Source organism: Embleya hyalina (genome assembly GCF_003967355.1).
Lineage (GTDB): Bacteria > Actinomycetota > Actinomycetes > Streptomycetales > Streptomycetaceae > Embleya > Embleya hyalina.
Genome location: NZ_BIFH01000024.1, coordinates 222,726 through 239,306, shown reverse-complemented (window position 1 = coordinate 239,306; position 16,581 = coordinate 222,726). Strand labels below are relative to the sequence as shown.

Below are 16,581 nucleotides of genomic sequence, written 5' to 3'. Positions count from 1 at the left end.
CCTGACCTTTCTTGGGAACAGCACGGTTCTTGGGAACAGCACGGTGAACCGACCGGAGTCGGGCTTGCGACCTCCATGGCGCGGAGGACATCAGGAGAAGATCTTCTGGACCTTCCGGGACACCCATTCGCTCACCGTCACGGTGTCGAATCGATCCACCGCGGACGATTCGGAGAACGGCTGCATGGGTTCGATCGAGGCGTCGTAGTTGGGCAGGTAGAAATACGGCATGGTCAGCCGGGAGGTGGTGTCCCCACGCTCCGGATTGACCACCCGGTGCATCGTCGACACCCAGCGGCCACCGGTCCACAGAGCCATCAGGTCGCCGAGGTTCACCACGAAACTCCCCGGAATGGCGGAGACATCGCGCCATTCGGTGCCCTGGAGCACCTGGAGGCCCTTGCGGTCGTCCTCCATGTGCAGGACGGTGACGCTGCCGAAGTCGGTGTGCGGACCCCGGCGCAACTGTCCCGGCAACGGCGGCTCGATTTGCGGCGGGTAATAGTTGACCGCGACCGAGGAACCGTGGTGGTCGTGCTTGTCCTCGAAGAAGTCCTCGTCCAATTCCAGGGCCAGGGCCATCAGCCGCATGAGGTCCGCGCACAGATCCCCGACCACCCGCATGTATTCCTGCCAGGTGGACCGGAAGTCCGGCGGGTTCTCCGGCCAGATGTTCTTGTGGGTCCAACTCGCCCACTCGTCGCCGAGTTGCCCGCGTTCCTGGTCGCTCAACTCGCCGGTGACATGAGCGGCGAAGGTCTCGCACAGGTCCGGGGGTGTCTGCAGATCCAGGCTGCGGGCGAGCGTGCCGCCGGCGCGGCGATATCCGGAGACCCCGGGGCGATTCGCGATGAGGTCCTTCTCCTCCTCCGGAAGTTTGAAGAAGGAATTTGTTCGATCGAACATCCGGTCGATGAGTTCCCGGGGTACCCCGTGACCCACGATGATGAAGAATCCGGAACTCGAACACGCATTGCCGATCGCCTTGGCGATGGCTGCCCGCCCGCGAGCCGTGTCCCTGGACGAAAGGTCGATGACCGGCACGAAACCGTCGGCCACGGTGACGGTCGACTCGTCACTACCCACGGGATACTTCCTCTCTGACTCTGCTGACTCTGCTGACTCTGACGCTCTGAATCCCTGACGTTTCCGAGATGTTTCGCCGACATTCCCGAACACTCGGCCGCGACCGGCGCCACGCTTTGACACTAGGCGGGGTCGTCGGCGCCGGCCACGTCCGGCGGCGGAATCTGTCAACTCATCCGGACCCGGCCGAATTTCGCGCTCGATTTCGTGAAAAGCCAACGACAGATGGCCGATCCGCACGATGAACACCCCCCTCGCGAGGGAGCGGTTCATCGGCGGATCGGCCGCTGGAAGGAATGGGCCCCTCCTATGCGCTACGCGTCGGTAGCGAACAACTTCTGTATTTTTCGTGACATCCACTGCCCGGCCGTCACCGTGTCGTATCGGTCGATGGCGCGCGTCTCCCGGAAGGGGCGCATCGGCTCGATCGGCGCGTCGTGGTTGGGCATGTAGAAGAACGGGATGGTCAGCCGGGACGAGGTGTCCCCGCGCGCGGGGTTGACGACCCGGTGCATCGTCGACACCCACCGCCCGCCGGTCCACATGGCCATCAGATCGCCGATGTTGACGACGAACGTGCCCGGGATCGCCGGCACGTCACGCCACCTCGTCCCGCCCTGGAGCACCTGGAGGCCGCCGCGCTCGTCCTCCTGGTAGAGCACGGTCAGCCCGCCGAAGTCCGTGTGCGGACCCCGGCGCAGCTGACCCGGCAGCGGCGGCTCCAGTTGCGGCGGGTAGTAGTTGACCGTGACCGACGAACCGTGGTGGTCGAACTTGTCCTCGAAGAAGTCCTCGGCCAACCCGAGCGCCAGGGCGAACAGCCGCATCAGGTCCGCGGACAGCTCCCCTATCACCGCCATGTACTCCTGCCAGACCGGCTTGAAGTCGGCGGGTTCCTCCGGCCAGATGTTGGCCAGCGTCCAGGTCGCCCACTGGTCGCCGAGCCGACGACGCTCCTCGTCGCCCAGCTCGCCCGTGGTGTGCGCGGAGAAGGCCTCGCACAGGTCCGGAGGCGACTCCCGACCGATGCTGCGCGCGGTCGTGCCGCCCATCCGACGGAAGCCGGATACGCCGGGGCGATTCGCCACCAGGTTCTTCTTGTCGTCCGGCAACATGAAGAAGCCGTTGGTCGCCGTGTACATGCGGTCGACGAGATTCGTCGGGACACGGTGGTTGACGATTATGAAGAACCCGGAATCCTCGCACGCTCCGCCGATGGCGTCGGCGATCGCGGCGCGCCCCCGGGCGCTGTCCCTCGAAGACAAGTCGATGAGCGGCACATAGCCGTCCACCACGGTGACCGGTGGCCGATCACAGTCCATGACCAATCTCCTTCCCAGCCGCTGCTCTCTCGGTATTCCTCAGGAACCCACTTCGACGCTCGGGACCGCCGTCTCCGGTTGGGCGCTCGGCGCCGCCTGCTTGCCGCGGGAAATCAACCCCACGGCGAGCGCGCCGACGGCGAGCACCCCGAAGGCCACCCAGAGCGCCACCGAATATCCGTGCACGATCCCGGACTTCACCGCGGCCTTACCGTTTCCGTGGTCGTCCAGGTAGGACGAGGTGACGCTGGTCTGAATCGAGTTGAACAGGGCCGTACCGAGCGCGGCGCCCACCTGCTGGACCGCGTTGTACGCCGCGGACGCGATTCCCGCCTCGTGCCAACCGACGTCGACCATCGCCAGGTTCGTGGCCACCGCGAGCAGGCAGCCGAGGCCGATCCCGGTGAGGATCTGCGCGGGAACCAGATAGGCCATGAACACGTGCGAGCTGTCCGCTTCGAGCTGGGTGAGGATCAACAGCCCGGCCGCGGCGGAGAGCAGGCTGAACACGATCAGGAATCGCGGGGCGACCCGATTGTGCAGCTTCGCGGCGATCAGCATGGAGCCGATGATCGTGCTGACCGCGTTCACGAGCAGCGACATGCCGGTCTTCACCGGCGAATACCCGAGAATCGTCTGCGAGTAGTAGCTCATGAACAGGTAGAAGCCGTAGATCGAAATGAACATCACCCACACCGACACGAAGGCCGCGCCGCGCACCTTGTGCAGGACGATGTGCAGGGGCATCAGCGGGTTCTTCGACTTCGTCTGCACGCCCACGAACAGGGCCAACAGCACGATGCTGCCGAACAGCAGGAGCAGGACCAGCGGGTCGTCCCAGCCGCGCGGCTCGGCCTGGGTGAACGCGTAGACCATCGCGACCAGACCGGTGGTGCTCAGCAGCACGCCGGGCACGTCGATGGTGCGCAGACTGCCGCTGGGTTCGTCGCGCAGGATCAGCGGGACGCCGGCCAACGCGATCAGGCACATCGGGATGTTGATGTAGAGGCACCAGCGCCAGTCGGCGTATTCGGTGAGCAGACCGCCGGCCACCACGCCGAGGGCCGCGCCGCCCGCGCCGACCGCGGCGAACACGCCGAAGGCCTTGCCGCGTTCGACCGCGTCGGTGAACGTCAGGGTCAACAGCGAGAGCGCCGCCGGGGCGAGCAGTGCGGCGAACAGCCCCTGGGCGGCACGGGCCCCGACCAGGGTGCCCACGTTCTCGGCGAGGCCGCCGACGGTGGAGGCGACCGCGAAGCCGAGCAGGCCGATCGCGAACGACCTGCGGTGGCCGAGCACGCCGCACACGCGTCCACCCACGAGCAGTAAGCCGCCGAAGGCCAGCGCGTACGCCGTGATCACCCAGTGTCGGTTGGCGTCCGACATGCCCAGGTCCTGCTGTGCCGAAGGAAGCGCGATGTTCACGATCGTCGCGTCCAAAACGATCATCAACGTGGCCAGGCTGATTACCGGGAGGGTCCACCATCGCTTGTTCGACTGCGCTGGGGACTCGAAGGCTTCCTGCTGAATGTCCGTCACAACCAACTCGCACTTCGGTCTAGTTACTCGAACGATGGTCTAGTAGTCGACGAGCGTACTACAGCCCGACGCGCGGTAACGCTCCGAATCCGTGCGCTCGACAGCCCGCGCGAAGCCGTCCGAGGTCACCAACTGCCCCTGAAATCAATGGAGTTCGAAATCGACACCAAATTTCGAATCGCCCCGGCGGCGGCGTGGGTCACCCCTTCGTGGGGAGGCGGTTCGTGCCCGCCGGTGGCGGGCCGTCACCATGGGGAGGCGGTGTGCGGTCGGTCCCGACCGGCACCGCACCCGTGCCCTCCCGCGTCGGGGCGGCCACGGCGGGCGGCGGCGCGAATCGGGGGTACGCCGTCCGTTTCCCGGGGTCTCGACCCCGAAATGCACGACAGCGGAACGGAAACGGATCGGCCCCGACCCGACGAACCACACGGAGATCGGGACTAACCCGACCACGGGTCATGCCAGACTCGGGCGGGACACGCGGTGATACGTTGTGCGCACCTTTATCGGGGCGGCCACGTGAATATGGAGGTGAAGGTCATCGTAGATAAAGAGCAGAATTCGGGTAGCCATGCCGGCCGGAGCGTCGGCAATGTCTGGCTGCGCCCCTCGCGCGGAAACAAAAGCGGCGAGCCACCACTCACCCGGGCCCGCATCATTCAGGCGGCCGTCGCCCTGTTGGACGAAGAGGGCATGGAACGGCTGACGATGCGTCGGCTGGCGGAAAAGCTTCAGGTGGGCGCGACCACGCTCTATTGGCACGTGGCGACGAAGGACGACGTCATCGACCTGGCCGTGGACGCGATCTTCGGCGAGGCACCGGTTCCGACCGGACACACCGCCAGCCCCCGGGACGATATCGCGGCACTGATCAACGATTGGCGCCAGGCCATGCTGCGCCATCCGTGGGCGGCCACGGTACCTTCGCGGCAGCGCCCGCTGATAGGCCCGAATTTCCTGACCTGGATGGAATTCCTGCAATCGGCACTGCTCCGTGCCGGACTGGCCGAGAATCGGCTGAACCCGGCGACCTGGGCACTCTATAACCATGTGATGGGCGCGACCGCCACCCAATCCAGCCTCCAGCTTTCGCCGGAGGAGACCCGGATCGGCCAGGAATACCTGGAAAGCCAACGCGACTGCTATCCGACCGTCGCCGCCCACAACTACATCGCCGACACCGACTGGGACCACAGTTTCGCCGTCGGCCTCGAATTCCTGCTCGACGGAATGGCAACCCACGTCGACTCCTGACCGCGACCGGCCGGCCCGTCCCCCCGGCCGCCCTCGCCCCCATCCACGAGCGGCCCACCCGAGCCGGCGTCCCCCGACCCGGCCCCGGGCATACGACACGGGTATACGACACGTGCGGACCGAGACGAGTCTCGATCCGCACGTGTCGTATGCAGCCTGTGGGCGATGACGCTCGCCGATATTCCTCGGTGTCCGAGGGGGGACTTGAACCCCCAAGCCCTTTCGGGCACTAGCACCTCAAGCTAGCGCGTCTGCCAATTCCGCCACCCGGACGAGTGGTGCGCGGGGGTTGCGCCCCGCGTGCATCGCAAGGATAGCAAGGTTCGGGAGAGCTTTGCGACACGGTTACCTGTTGGTTGGTTTGGCCGGATCCGATGGGTGATTTGTGCCGATCGGGTCGCGGGGTGTGGGTGCGGGCGCGGCGGGTGAACATTCCTGGGAAGCGTGCACAGCGGTGTCGTCGGGCGGGTCGCCGGCGGTGTCGACGGGCGGTACTCATCCCGGGAGGGGAATCCATGCAGCTCGGCAGGCCGGTGGCGACGGGTGAGGTCGTGGAGCGGACACGACGGGACGAGGAGGCGGTCGGCGCGGCGGCGACCGGGTCCGGGGACGGACGGGAGCGCGGCGAACGCACCCTCCCGGTGCCGCCGGCCGAGGTGCCGTCGGCGGCCGGCGGGCGATGATCGGCCGGCGGCGGCTGCCCGAGGAGCGCCCGGGCGTCGCGCCCGTGGGGTACAAGGTCGCCGGACTGCTGCTGTCGGCGGACGGTGATCGAGCCGCGTTCGCCGGGGTGTCGATCGGGCGGAGCCGGGCGTACGAGGTCGACGCCGAGGCGCACTGCGCGTACGGTCGGCGGCACGCCCCGCCGGCGCCGCGCTGCGACTGCGGGTTCTACAGCCTCGCGGACCGGGCGGAGGCGCGCGCCCTGATGTGCGTCACCGAGTATCGGCACGCGGCACTGCTGCGGGTGGACGTGCTCGGCCGCTACATCCGCTACGAGCGCGGCTTCCGATCCGGCCGGCAGCGGGTCGCCTCGGTGTGGGTGGGCGCGTGCCGGTGCGGCAACCCGGCCGAACTCCTCGTCGACGCCGGCACCGGGGTGGTGGGCCGGCGCGGTCTGATCGGCAGCTGTACCGGGTGCGCGGTCGGGCGGGTGGGGTTGTCGTTCGGCTCGTACGCGCGCCTGGCCGACGTGCCGGTGGCCGCCGACGCGAGCCCGTACGTGCCGCGCGGCGAGGGCGACCTCGTCCCGCAGCTGGTCGCCGAGGTCACCCTGCTCCAGGCCCGACTCGACCGCTGCCAGGAACAACTCGGCCGGCTGCTCGGGGCGGACCCCGAGTGACCGGGCCCGAGGAGGCGCCGGAACACGACGTGCGCGCGCTGCTCGTGGGCTGGGCGCTGTTCCTCGGCACGGTGCTCCTGGTCGTGGTCGACTGCACGGTCGTGCTCGCCGGGTACTGGAACGCCACGAACGACTGCATGGAGCGTTGGGGCTGCCGGGAGCCGACCGTCGGTCCGGCCGACGGCTCGCTGGTCGCCTTCGGCACGAGTCTGCTCGCGCTGCTTCTGGCCACCCTGTCGATGGCCCTGCCGGGGTGGACGCTGCGCGCGGTACGGCGGTGGCTGGGCCTGGTGACCGTGGCCGGTCAGGTGATCGGGATCGTGGTGGTGGTCGACGCCACGGGCTGATCGGGAAGCAACCACGCGGCCCGGCCGTTCTCGCTCGTGTGACCGAGACGGTGAACGCGACGACGACATCGACCGGGCCGGCTCCTCGGCTCGGGGGCGGGGCTTCGGCCGGGACGGGACGCGCGGCGGTGGACGTCGTGGTGATCGGCGCCGGACAGGCCGGTCTCGCCGCGGCCTACCATCTGCGCCGGTCGGGGCTGTCGTTCGTGGTGCTCGACGCCGACGAGGGGCCGGGCGGGGCGTGGCGGCACCGCTGGCCGACCCTGCTGATGGAGGCCGTACACGGCATCCACGAGCTGCCGGGGATGGCGGTGCCGGACATCGACCCGACGCGGCCCGCGTTCGAGGCGCTGCCGGAGTACTTCGCGGCCTACGAGGCGGCCTTCGAGCTCGCGGTCGTACGGCCGGTGGTGGTGCGCGCGGTGCGGTCGGGGGTGGGCGGCGAGGGGGCGTCCGGGAGCGGTGAACAGGCATCCGCAGGCGTGGCCGGCGACGCCCGCGACACCGACGGCTCCGCGTCCGGCCTCCCCGCCGAGTCGCTGACGGTCGAGACCGATCGCGGCGTCTGGACGGCGCGGGCGCTGATCAACGCCACCGGGACCTGGCGGCATCCGTTCATCCCCTACTACCCGGGAGCCGGCGGGTTCCGGGGTCGGCAACTGCACATGGCCGACTATCGCGGCCCGGCCGAGTTCGCCGGGCGGCACGTGGTCGTGGTGGGCGGCGGCACGTCGGCGATCCACGCGCTCGCCGAGATCGCCGAGGTCGGCACCACCACGTGGGTGACCCGACGGCCGCCGGTCTTCCGCGAGGGCGGGTTCGACGCCGAGGTCGGCCGGGCGGTGGTGGCCCGGGTGGAGGAGCGGGTCCGGGCGGGGCTGCCGCCGGAGAGCGTGGTGAGCGTGACCGGGCTGCCGCCGACCGCCGCGGTGCGGGCCGCGCGCGAGCACGGGGTGCTCACCCGGCTGCCGATCTTCGACCGCGTCACCCCGTTCGGCGTGGCCTGGGCCGACGGGACCGAGATCCGCGCCGACGCGATCGTGTGGGCGACCGGATTCCGGGCGGTACTGCGGCACTTGGCGCCGCTGGACCTGCGCGAGCCGGGCGGCGGCATCCGCATGGAGGGCACCCGCACCGCGCGCGACCCGCGCATCCACCTTGTGGGGTACGGTCCTTCGGCGAGCACGATCGGCGCCAACCGGGCCGGCCGCGCCGCCGTACACGACCTGAAGGCACTGCTCTCCACCGAGAGCACCGCTCACATCGCGGCCTGACCCGGAGCCGGTCCGCGAGCCCGGGGCACGTGCCGGCACAGGTGCCCTACACGTATCACCGTACGTGTCGAAGCTCCCGTCGACGTCACCCTCCGCACACACAAAGGATCTTGCGCCGGCGACGCCGATGCGGCATAACAATGATCACGCAACCGGTGGGAGACCAGGTGCCGCAGGATGTGCTGTTCTCGATACCGTTCGAGGCCCCGATCAGTCCGTACCTGGACCACGCCCGAAGCCGCCACCTCGCCTGGGTCCGCGAACGCGGGCTGATCCGCACCGAGGACGGCATGCGCGAATACATCGCGTGGGACCTGCCGGAAGCGGTCGGCCGCACCTACCCGCACGCGTCCGCCGACGACCAGTTCCTGTTGATGAACTGGTTCGCGCTCGCCTTCCTGTTCGACGACGACTGCGACACCGGCCCGGGCACCGAGGCATACTCCCGCACCGACGCCAAGCCGAGCCCGGCCGGCGCCGCCGTCCTGCGCCCCCGTTCCCCCGAACGCCCGGACCGGGTCGCCGAGATCGCCCGCGAGTTGATCACCATCCCGTTCCGCGAACCCGGCACCCCGCCCGACCTGGTCTCCCCGATCACGCTGGCCTGGTCCGAGGTGTGGGCCTCGATGTCCGAGGGCACCTCGGTGACCTGGCAGAACCGATTCGCGGCGAATTGGGCGAGATTCCTGGCCGCGCACGCGTCCGAGATGCGGATGAGCGAGTCCCGCGCGGTGCCCGACCTCGACTCCTACCGGGTGATGCGCCGCAACACCGCCGGGATCCCGCACTCGCTCGACGCGATCGAGCGCAGCCGCCGATTCGAGGTACCCCCGCAGATCCAGGCGCATCCGCTGATGCGCAGGCTGCGCGAGGCGGCGACGGACACCATCGCGTACATCAACGACATCCAGTCGCCCGGCCGTCGCGGCCGCCGGGTCGCCTCGCACAATCTGGTCGCGGTGCTGCGCGATCGGCTCGACTGCTCGTACGACGTCGCCCTGCGCGAGGCGACCCGGATGACCTACGAACAACTCGACACGTTCATGACGCTCCAGGCGTACATGCCGCAGATCTGCGGCGAACTCGGACTGGGCACCGCCGATCGCATCGCGGTGGAGATGAGCGTCGAGGGCATGCGCAACTGGATCCGCGGCTACTACGACTGGGGCCTGCACTCGGGTCCGTACGCCGTGCCGGACGTCCTCCCGGACGAACCGATGCACGGCCGTGCCGAGGAGTCGGTCGACCCGACGACCGCTCCGCTCCGTAGTCGGACGGCCTGACGCTCCGTCACCAACCGTCACCGCCGGGCCGGTTGCCCACCCCGTCCGCCCGGGTCACTGCACCGGTCCCGGATCCGCGCTCGCCGCCCGGGCCATCCACCCCTGCGTCTCGATCGAGAAGACGTTCTCGCACCGCTCCACGAACCGGGCCTCCTCGGCCGGATCCAGCGGCATCCGCGCGAAACGATCGTCGCGCAACCGGCGCAACTGCTCGGCCGTGCGGGCGAACGAGATCAGGTTCTCCTGATAGCGCACGCCGTACCCGTACAACATCACCGAGGCCGACACGGTGGTCACCACGGGCACCCACGCCCCCGCCCCGGAGCCGCCGGCCGTCCCCGCCACCACCGCGAGGGCCATGCCGGTGATCGCCAACACGAACTCGGCGAACTGGATCCGGACCAGCCCGCGCCGCATGCGGATCACCTGCGTGCCGTAGTAGACGTCCGCCTGGTGGTCGATCCGCTCCCGCACGTAGCCGTCCACGTCGTGCACGGGCGGCAACAACGGGTACACCCCCGGCGCCGCCTGCGGCAACAACGCGAGCAGATCGCCGGCCGCGTCCTCGAGGGCGGCGCGCCGCGCGGTCAGCGCCGTCCGGCGCTCGGACTCGGTGCCGGCGTAGGGCCGGCTCGCCGTCAGATACAGGTAGACCTCGCTCTTGAGCGCCTCGCTGACCGACCTCGTCCGGGTCCACGCCTCGATCCGCTCCGGCTGCAGCCGCAGCGACGTCACCAGCGGCACCAGCCCCACACACAACGCGCCGATCAGCGACAACACCGTGCCGAGGTCGCCCGACGCCTGGGTGCCGGCCGTCACCAGGACCGCGCCCGCCACACCCAGGATCAACCGGAACAGGCGCCAGCGCCGCACCGAGTTCTTGGCCGCCGAGGCCGCGGTCGACCACCGTCGTTGTGCGTGCCAGGTCTGCTCCAGCACCGGATCCGTACCACCGGTCACGCGGGCCTCCAGGGCGGGTTCGGTGCCTCCGCACGCCCGGCCAGCTGCATCGCGCGGCGGTGCGTACGCTTCAACTCCCCTTCGCCGGACCGGGTCAGCGGTGCCAGCTCGATCGCCTCGATCGCCGCACCGGTACCGGTCCGATCGGTGAGGAACAGCAGCAGCAGGCGAGGGAAGCACACCCGCAACTCGCGGACCAGCGCCACGTCCGGCAGGTGCCGGATGACCACCACGATCGGCCCGGTCTCCAGGCCGTGCGCGTCGAGCACGTCGCGGAAACCGGCCTCGCCGGCCAACTCCGGGTCGTCGTAGCCGTCGTAGCCCAGATAGTCGGCCACCGCGTCCCGGATCGCGGCGACCAGGTCCGCCGCCATCCGTGCCCCGGCGGGCACCGTGACCTCCAGGTGCGGCCAGGGACGCGGGCGACCGCTGGCACGCAGCAGGTAGGCCCGCAGGGTACCGTCCCGGGTCGCCGCGAGCACCGCGACCCGCCCGTCCGCACAGGCCCCCAACTCGCCCAGCTGCGCGGCGGCGAGCGCCGGAATCCGGGCGTAGACCACGCTCAGATCGGCCACCGTGTACGCGGGATCCGGTCGAAGCACCGGCAACACCTCGCCCAACGCCCGCACCAGCGGGTCCGGTTGCGGCGGCGGCACCGGGACGCGCTCGGTCAGCAGCGCCTCGCTCAGCCGCTCGCGCAGCACCTCGGGGGCGGGCGGCGTACACACCCCCAACACGTCGGCCGCGGCCCGCAGTCGGTCCTCGTAGGCACCGTCCAGGGCGGCGGTGACCGCGTATCGGGTGGGCGAGGACCGGTCGAGGTGCCACAGCCGGATCTGGTCGAGGTCGGCGCGCAACTTGGCGGGCAGCCGGCCTCCGGTGATCTCGTCGTCGGCCCAGTCGCACATGTCCACCTCGCCGAGGTGGATCGCCTTGAGCGTGCTCGTGGGCAGGTCCGCGCGCCGTACATCCGGCAACTTCAGCGCGATGAACCGATATCGGGCGTCGACCCGCCGCCGGCCGTCCGCGATGCCGGCCTCGTAGCCGACGTTGGCCGACTCCATCGCGTGTTGCGACAGCAGCAGCACGGTGGCCTGACTACGGTGCAGTTCCAGGGCGATCTCCTGCTGCCAGGCGTCGCCGCTGCGCAGGAAGTCCTTGTCGTAGACGGCCTCGAAGCCCTCGGCCGCCAGCTGCGCGACCAGCGCCTCGCGCGCGTCCAGACAGCGACAGCAGACCGCGTCGGGCCTGGCGCGGGTGCTGTGGCTGACGAAGATCCGCGGCCGCGGCGGCGTCGGCGACGCGCCGCGCGGATCGGGGATGTGCCGGATCGTCATGCGCCGCTCGCATACAGCTCGTCGGGGCCGAGCAGGCGGAACCAGCGGTATTCGTGGGGGCCGAGGACGAGCATCGTGGGTGATCCCGTACGGATGGGCTCGGTTCGCGGCGCGTCGGGGTCCAGGAGGTCGACCAGGGTGCCGGTCGGCGCGCTGGGGGTGGTCAGCGCGACGGCGCGGCGGGTGTCGCCGAGATTGGCCGCACAGAGCACGAACTCGTGGCCGTGGCGGCGCAGCAGCACCACGACGTCCTCGTGGAGGGAGGGCAATCGTGTGGCGGAGCCCCGCGACAACGCGCGTTGGTCCCGGTGGGCACGCAACATCGCGGCCAGACGGGCGTTGGTCGGGCCGGGCGGCAGCGTGGCCACGGCGCGAAGTCCGGACCGGGCGAGCAGGATCGACCCGCACGCCCAGATGTGCGGCGCGGCGTCCTCGGTCAGGGCGGACAGCGACACGCTTCGGCCCAACGGGCCTTCGTAGGGCGCGATGGAGCGCAGGCGGACGTCCTCCTCCGGGGGGTCCAGGATCAACGAGGCCCGGGGAACCCGAACCACCGGATCGCCCGGTGGCGGACTTCGGGTCATCTCCGGCGGGTATTCCTCGTTCTCGTTCCACCCGGTGTGGTCGTGTGGCAGATCCCAGTCGAACACGAGGATCCGTCCCGGGTGCTCGTCCACCGGTTCGCGAAGGACGCGCAGCAGTTCGCTCCCCCTGGCAACGGGCGGTTCACCGCGCTCCACCACACTCCACCAGTACCTGGACCGCACGATCCGGACACCGACGGCTCCCGCGGCCAACAGCGCTCGGCAATACCGCAGCACATTCGCGGACTCGATCTCGCCCCGGACGCGCGCCACGTGCTCCGTGGGCACGTCCACCAGCACCCGCAGCCCGGCCGCTCCGGCCGCGCGCATCCACGCCCACGCCTCGGCGTCGGGCACACCATCGGCCGCGGCGATCGACTCGGCTCGGAACGGCAGACACACGCAGCCGATCCCGTAGCGACGGATCCGGGCGAAGTCGGCGTATCCCGGGTCGAGGGGCATCGTCGCGAAGAGGATGTCCGCCACACGATCGTTCGCCTTGTCGTCCCCGCGCCGCGGGGTGACCAGGACGGTTCTGCCGTCCCGGGTGCGGAGTTCGATCGGACCGCCCCGGCCGACGACGGTGAACGTCGAGTGATCCCTCCGCGACACACGCAACGGACGGAACGGCAACGGAACTTCGTCGGGCGGGTCGATCGGCAGGTCGCCGTCCCACCGCAACAGGCGTCCGTCGGCGTCCACCGCCAGCGACGTGTCGGCGACGATCGCGAGCGAGGTGAGGTCGGCCCGCAGGGCCTCGCCCACGACGGTCTGCGCAGGCCCCGAACTCGGCACGCGCACGAGCCGGGGGCCGGTCTGGGCCAGGACCAACGCCCGGTCCGGCGCACCGCCGGCGATCGCGGTGATCGGTCGTGGCTCGAAGCGCGAGTCGAACCGGGTCCGCGCGCCCGTGGAGAGGTGCACGATCTCCGATTCTCCGCCGGGGGCCACGATCAGTACGTCCTCGTGCCCGTACGCGGCCTGGATCCGGGTGCCGGCCTCGGCGGTCCGGGACAGCTGCGTCATCCGGTCGGACCGTGCCCCGAACGGGGTTGCCCAGACTCCGCGTTCGCTCACGAGGATGATCCGAAAGCCCACGATCGCCACCGCCCGGATCCCGTCCGCACGCAGTCGACGGGCCTCGGAGAGCGGAGTCCGCTCCGGCTCCACCATGAGCACCTCGTCGCCCACCCGGAGCAACACGATTCCCGAAGTGCCGTCCAGACTCGCCAACTCGGCGGTCTCCCACAGTCGCTCGGTCGACCACACCTCGCCGCGGAAGGAACGCAGCAGTTCCGTCCCGCCCTCCTTCGGCCGCACCGCCGCCCGCACGTTGCCGTCCGCGAGCGCCGCCGTGGCCCCGAACACGGTCTGGGGGCGCAACAATCGGCGCCGCTCGGTCGGGGGTTTCGGCCCGGCCCGACCCGCGGCCAGGTCCACGATCACCACGATCGGCACGTGTACCGATTCGCCCGCCGCCAACTCCACCGGGTATCCGCCGGACGCCGGATCCCCCGGCGCGGCCAGTTCCACCCGCACGCGTTGCCCACCCGGTACTTCGAGCACCCGATCACCGGGCTCCGGCGGTCGACTCAGTGTGAGGCCGTCCTCGTCGAACCGCACCCCCAGTCGTGCCCCTCGGCGCACCGCCGCACCCGAACCCGGCGGAGCGCCCGCACGCGTCGGCGGCTCGACACGCAACCGTGCCGCCGCCGTGTCGACCAACGTCCGGGCCAGTGCGCTGGTTTCGAGGACCGTCGGCAACCTCGGCAGGAAGTGCACGAGCCAGCGGGCCAGGTCGTCGCCCGTGGTGCCCTCCGGCACGAGCGCGAACCGAAAGGCCTTCAGATCCGGCTCGACGTCCCGGGGCTCGGCGCCCATCGCCTCCGCCGCCGCCAACCTGGTGAATCGCCGCACCAGTTCGGGTGATCGCTCCTGCATGCGCTCGGTGAGTCGCAGTACCCGCGCCCATCGCCCGGGATCGAGCGCCAGCCGCCTCCGCAACACCGTCGCGACGTCCGGTGCCAGGACCAGGGCGTTCGGGTCGGCCGACTCGACGAGCGGGGAGAACCACAGGTCCGCCTCCAGGCTCGCCGTGCTGTTCGGGGCGAACTCGATCCGGGCACGTCGTACGAACGCCGGTGTGGCGTACGGCGCCAGACACATCGCCTGGGCAAGCAGCGGCAGGGCCGGCCGGCGTTCGGCCACGGTGCGCAGCAACTCCTCGGCACCGAACGCCTCGTCGGCGGCGTCCGCCCACCCGTCCCGTCCCGGATCGGGCCGGTCCCACCCGGCCGTCACCGCCGCACCTCCCCCCGCACCCGCCGGGTCTCCCGTCGGGCCGCGCGGATCGAGGTTCGCCGGTCCAGGGGCACCAACGACACCCGTTGCCGCAACGACCACGGATGGGCCCGTGCCGGGTACGGCGTCACACACACCACCGGGCAACCGGCCCGGCGGACCGCGTCGATCCAGTCCCCCCACTCGCCGGGGCCCGCCGCCGCGTCCCCGCTGAACGGCAACCGGCGCAACCCCAGGTCCGAGATCAGCACCACGGGCGTACCGGCCGCCGGCGGCCGGTAGGCCGCGCGCTCACGCCGCCCGACCCGCCGCACACCCCGCGCGGGTGTGCCCCAAAAGCGCAGCACCTCGACCCGGTCCCGGCCGACCACACCGGCGGCCAACTCGCGCAGCCAGCGCTGATCCGCCCGGAACGGCGTCATGCACTCGCCCGCGTCCAGCAGGAGTTGCACGCCGAGTCGGGTGGTCGGCCGGGTCCGTCGGGGAAGTTCGCGCAGGAACGATCGGGCCGCCACGCGCCGGACCAGGGCCCGCTCGTCCACGGAACGACCGACCACATCCGTCGAGCCGACCGCGAACATCACCCCCGGAGCCCAGCGCCCCACCCACGGCGGCTCCGGCGGGCCCGCCCGATCGTCCGTGCCCGCTTCGAGCAGGCGATCGATCTCGCCGGGTGGCGCCTCCCCCGGCGCTTGCGACGATTCGGCCGGTCCGGTCGCCTCGTTCGGCGCGTGGGGACCGCGCAACGACAACAACGAGCAGCCGGCGTCCGGCGGCACCGACATCGGGACGAGTTCCCCGGGGGCCGGCGGCCCGGCCGGTTCGTCGGCCGGCGGCGCCTCGTCGGGCCCGTCCGCCCACTCGGGCGTGTCCGCGTCCCCGGCGATGCCGAGCATGCGGGCGATCCCGGCCGCCGTGTCCACGTCGGTCACGTCGAGCGCGACGATCGCCCGGACCAGGTCGCCCAGATGGATCCGCCCCCGTGCGGTGCTCACCCGTGCGGCCTCGCGCTCCCTCGGCCCTTGTCCAGGGCGACCTCCAGGACCAGGTCCCAGGTGCGGCCGCCGGGCTCGACGCCGAGTTCGCGGCAGGCGCGGAGGGTGTCCAGGAACTCGGCCGTGCTGGGCCCCGCGGCCCACTCGGACTCGGCGGCGACCTTCAGCAGGTGCTCCGCCACCCGATCCGCCGTCGACTCGTCGTAGTCGGCGCCGAGATGACCGCGGGCCACCTTCAACAGGTGCTCCCTGTCCGGGGCTTCCAGCGACAGCACGATGCAGCGGCGGACGAACGGCGCGGGCAGCTCCCGCTCGTTGTTGCTGGTGATCACCACCAGCGGCTCGACGCCCGCACGCGCGCGCACCTCCTCGCCGTCCGGCCCGGGGAAGCTCAGCGTGTCGAGCGGTACGAGCAGGCTGTTCGGCAGGTCGGGATCGGCCTTGTCGATCTCGTCGATCAGCACCACGGACCCGGGTGCGGGCCCGGCGTCCCGGCCGGCTCCGGGTGCCGCCGTCGGCTGCCCGTCCCGTGCCGGCGGGGTCCGGTACGGATCGAAAGCCCTCCACAACACCCCCGACGCGCAATAGGCGCCGATCGTGGGCGCGACCTCGCGGGTCTGCGCGTCGTTGAGCCGGCGCAGCGCGTCGAAGCGCCAGAGCAGGTCCTCGGGTTCGGTCCGCGCGGTGATCACCTCGGTGTGGCACAACCGGCCGAGGTGCCGGGCGACGATCGGCGCGAGCGTGGACTTGCCGGACCCGGGCGGCCCGAACACCAGGAGCGGTCGCCGGGTCGCGAGCGCGACGTTCACGGCGAGCACGATCCGCTCGTCGTCGAACACGTATACCCCGTCGTCCGGGACGGCGCCCGCGCCCGCGAACTCCGGGCCGGGCGCGGGTGGAAGCGCGCGGGAGGGGTCGAACGCCATGGCTGTGGGCACCTGTCCAGTGTGCCGTCCG

At 70.9% G+C, this 16,581-nt stretch carries 14 protein-coding genes and 1 tRNA gene; 6 read left to right on the top strand and 9 right to left on the bottom strand.

The features are described 5' to 3' along the window. Window positions 1–90: 90 nt before the first annotated feature. The 3 genes from EMA17_RS26110 to EMA17_RS26100 form a co-directional block, all read right to left on the bottom strand. Window positions 91–1,086 (bottom strand): isopenicillin N synthase family dioxygenase, encoded by a 996-nt coding sequence (locus tag EMA17_RS26110; RefSeq protein ID WP_078974705.1) that lies wholly within the window; start codon window positions 1,084–1,086, stop codon window positions 91–93. A 314-nt stretch (window positions 1,087–1,400) separates the two neighbouring features. Continuing rightward, on the bottom strand, window positions 1,401–2,408 hold the full coding sequence (locus tag EMA17_RS26105; RefSeq protein ID WP_126639557.1) for an isopenicillin N synthase family dioxygenase: 1,008 nt from the start codon (window positions 2,406–2,408) through the stop codon (window positions 1,401–1,403). Between the two features lie 39 nt (window positions 2,409–2,447). Then, window positions 2,448–3,947: an MFS transporter gene (locus EMA17_RS26100; RefSeq protein WP_246126897.1), complete on the bottom strand. Its 1,500-nt coding sequence runs from the start codon at window positions 3,945–3,947 to the stop codon at window positions 2,448–2,450. A gap of 531 nt (window positions 3,948–4,478) precedes the next feature. Here EMA17_RS26100 and EMA17_RS26095 point away from each other — a divergent pair. Beyond that, complete coding sequence (locus EMA17_RS26095; RefSeq protein WP_371863041.1) at window positions 4,479–5,201, top strand: TetR/AcrR family transcriptional regulator; 723 nt, start codon at window positions 4,479–4,481, stop codon at window positions 5,199–5,201. 189 nt (window positions 5,202–5,390) lie between these two features. On the opposite strand, the gene EMA17_RS26090 is transcribed toward EMA17_RS26095, so the two are convergent. Further along, window positions 5,391–5,474 (bottom strand) — tRNA-Leu (locus tag EMA17_RS26090). A gap of 242 nt (window positions 5,475–5,716) precedes the next feature. Between EMA17_RS26090 and EMA17_RS51965 the strand changes: the two genes are divergently transcribed. The 5 genes from EMA17_RS51965 (at window position 5,717) to EMA17_RS26070 (ending at window position 9,447) form a co-directional block, all read left to right on the top strand. Beyond that, entirely contained in the window at window positions 5,717–5,884 is a 168-nt protein-coding gene (locus EMA17_RS51965; protein ID WP_160161561.1) for a hypothetical protein, read from the top strand. Beyond that, a complete protein-coding gene (locus EMA17_RS26085; RefSeq protein WP_126639556.1) occupies window positions 5,881–6,543 on the top strand; it encodes a hypothetical protein in 663 nt (220 codons plus the stop codon). Before EMA17_RS51965 ends, EMA17_RS26085 begins: the two co-directional genes overlap by 4 nt. Next, entirely contained in the window at window positions 6,540–6,890 is a 351-nt protein-coding gene (locus EMA17_RS26080; protein WP_126639555.1) for a hypothetical protein, read from the top strand. The genes EMA17_RS26085 and EMA17_RS26080 overlap by 4 nt, the downstream gene beginning before the upstream one ends. A gap of 128 nt (window positions 6,891–7,018) precedes the next feature. After that, entirely contained in the window at window positions 7,019–8,164 is a 1,146-nt protein-coding gene (locus tag EMA17_RS26075) for an FAD-dependent oxidoreductase (protein ID WP_126639554.1), read from the top strand. A 167-nt stretch (window positions 8,165–8,331) separates the two neighbouring features. Beyond that, a complete protein-coding gene (locus EMA17_RS26070) occupies window positions 8,332–9,447 on the top strand; it encodes a terpene synthase family protein (RefSeq protein ID WP_246126896.1) in 1,116 nt (371 codons plus the stop codon). Between the two features lie 54 nt (window positions 9,448–9,501). Here EMA17_RS26070 and EMA17_RS51960 read toward each other — a convergent pair whose 3' ends face one another. From EMA17_RS51960 to EMA17_RS26045, 5 genes are read right to left on the bottom strand one after another with little or no spacing between them, the layout of a single operon-like run. Then, entirely contained in the window at window positions 9,502–10,407 is a 906-nt protein-coding gene (locus EMA17_RS51960; RefSeq protein WP_160161560.1) for a DUF4231 domain-containing protein, read from the bottom strand. Then, window positions 10,404–11,744 (bottom strand): toll/interleukin-1 receptor domain-containing protein, encoded by a 1,341-nt coding sequence (locus EMA17_RS26060; RefSeq protein ID WP_126639552.1) that lies wholly within the window; start codon window positions 11,742–11,744, stop codon window positions 10,404–10,406. Before EMA17_RS26060 ends, EMA17_RS51960 begins: the two co-directional genes overlap by 4 nt. Continuing rightward, window positions 11,741–14,629 (bottom strand): hypothetical protein, encoded by a 2,889-nt coding sequence (locus EMA17_RS26055; protein ID WP_126639551.1) that lies wholly within the window; start codon window positions 14,627–14,629, stop codon window positions 11,741–11,743. The genes EMA17_RS26060 and EMA17_RS26055 overlap by 4 nt, the downstream gene beginning before the upstream one ends. After that, window positions 14,626–15,624 (bottom strand): hypothetical protein, encoded by a 999-nt coding sequence (locus EMA17_RS26050; RefSeq protein ID WP_126639550.1) that lies wholly within the window; start codon window positions 15,622–15,624, stop codon window positions 14,626–14,628. The genes EMA17_RS26055 and EMA17_RS26050 overlap by 4 nt, the downstream gene beginning before the upstream one ends. Beyond that, window positions 15,621–16,562, bottom strand: coding sequence for an AAA family ATPase (locus EMA17_RS26045; protein WP_371863040.1), 942 nt, complete (start codon window positions 16,560–16,562; stop codon window positions 15,621–15,623). Before EMA17_RS26045 ends, EMA17_RS26050 begins: the two co-directional genes overlap by 4 nt. Window positions 16,563–16,581 lie beyond the last annotated feature (19 nt).